This is a genomic window from Roseisolibacter sp. H3M3-2, from assembly GCF_029211165.1.
In the GTDB taxonomy this organism is placed as follows: domain Bacteria; phylum Gemmatimonadota; class Gemmatimonadetes; order Gemmatimonadales; family Gemmatimonadaceae; genus Roseisolibacter.
The window spans coordinates 1-1,345 of the sequence record NZ_JARGEK010000643.1; the positions used below are offsets into that span (position 1 = coordinate 1).

General features: G+C 68.9%; 4 protein-coding genes. All 4 read left to right on the forward strand.

What is annotated here, in order from left to right:
• The first annotated feature begins 69 nt into the window (after window positions 1-69).
• The gene (locus tag PYV61_RS25365) at window positions 70-342 is read left to right on the forward strand and encodes a hypothetical protein (RefSeq protein ID WP_275836670.1); all 273 of its coding nucleotides are present in this window, start codon (window positions 70-72) and stop codon (window positions 340-342) included.
• Window positions 342-581, forward strand: coding sequence for a DUF2312 domain-containing protein (locus PYV61_RS25370; protein ID WP_275836671.1), 240 nt, complete (start codon window positions 342-344; stop codon window positions 579-581). Before PYV61_RS25365 ends, PYV61_RS25370 begins: the two co-directional genes overlap by 1 nt.
• The gene (locus PYV61_RS25375; protein WP_275836672.1) at window positions 581-826 is read left to right on the forward strand and encodes a hypothetical protein; all 246 of its coding nucleotides are present in this window, start codon (window positions 581-583) and stop codon (window positions 824-826) included. Before PYV61_RS25370 ends, PYV61_RS25375 begins: the two co-directional genes overlap by 1 nt.
• Window positions 827-1,069: 243 nt before the next feature.
• Window positions 1,070-1,345 (forward strand): ParB/Srx family N-terminal domain-containing protein (locus PYV61_RS25380; protein ID WP_275836673.1); only part of this gene is annotated, 276 nt, incomplete at its 3' end.

The window sequence follows — 1,345 nt, forward strand, 5'->3', positions numbered from 1 at the left end:
GACAATCCCGCCCGTGGCGCAACCCGAGGCGGTCGGCTGATGCGCCGCCCTCTAGCCGGAGGAACGCCCATGGCGTCCAACACCAAGCCGGTCGGCACGCACGCCGGCCGCTCTTACCTCGCGCGCCGCCGCCGCGATCGCCGCGCATCGGTCGCCACCATCCACACCGCCTGGTGCGCCTGCCCGAGTTGCGCGGCCGAGCAGCTGCTGCCTTCGCCCACCGATCGCGCCGTCATGGCACTGCAGGCCACCGGCTTCGCTGCCTTGCTGATCGGGTTCTACGCCTTCGCCGCCGCCAACGCGCCGGCAATCGCCACCGCCCTCACCTCGGGAGCGCACTGATGAGCGACAACGTCGCCGCCGACCAGCTGCGCCTGTTCATCGAGCGCATCGAGCGCCTCGAGGAAGAGAAGAAGGGCACCTCCGACGACATCAAGGACGTCTACCTCGAGGCGAAGGCCAACGGGTACGACACCAAGACCATGCGGGCGATCGTCCGCCTGCGCCGTCTGGAGAAGAACGCGCGCGACGAAGCCGACGCGCTGATGGAAACCTATCGCACCGCGCTGGGGCTAGACTGATGCCGGGCCCGTTCACGCCCTGGTCCGTCGATGCCGATATCGGCGAGGCGAACACAATCGAGCTGACGGCCATGCTGTCGCTCGATCCCGGGCCCATGCGCGAGTTCCGGCCCTTCCTCATCCTCAACCTGGACGAGGCGCACGCCACCGAGCTGCTCGGCAAACTGAGTCTGGCGCTGATGCGCCTGCGCGACAACCGCGAGCCGGATAACGTCGTCGAGCTGCACCCGGGGAGCAGTGGGTGACCGCGCCCTGCATCTGCCCCACCTGCGCGGCGCTCGACCTCGGCTATCCGCTCGACGGTCCGCAGCTCGCCCTGATCACCAGTTCGGGGGAGCCAGCCGGAAGCAGCTCCCCCTCCCCGCACGACACGCCGGAGTATCCCTATTCCGGCGCTGAGCAACCGAAGGTCGCCCGGTCGAAGTCGCGGCCAACAAAGGGAGCCGCCGGCAACGCACGCCGGCGCGCTCCCCAGCCGGAGACCTCCCATGCCTAGCATCCCCGTTACGATCGACAAGTTGGAGTTGAGCCCCTTCAACGCGCGCAAGGACAAGCGCGACATGGAAGCCACCGAGGCGATGGAAGCCTCGCTGCTAGCCAAGGGCCAGATCTTCCCGCTCCTGGTTCACCCGCTCGCGGGCAAGAAGGGCAGGTTCGGCGTCTTCGCCGGCGGTCGCCGGCTGCGCTCCTTCCGGCGGCTCATCGCGCGTGGCGCGCTGCCGGCCGATCACCCGATCGAGATCATCATCCACGACAAGGGCCCG

Excerpts from the sequence above, each read along its gene's own strand:
- PYV61_RS25370 (WP_275836671.1), top strand. The coding sequence starts at position 342 with ATGAGCGACAACGTCGCCGCCGACCAGCTGCGCCTGTTCATCGAGCGC.
- PYV61_RS25365 (WP_275836670.1), top strand. The coding sequence starts at position 70 with ATGGCGTCCAACACCAAGCCGGTCGGCACGCACGCCGGCCGCTCTTAC.
- PYV61_RS25375 (WP_275836672.1), top strand. The coding sequence starts at position 581 with ATGCCGGGCCCGTTCACGCCCTGGTCCGTCGATGCCGATATCGGCGAG.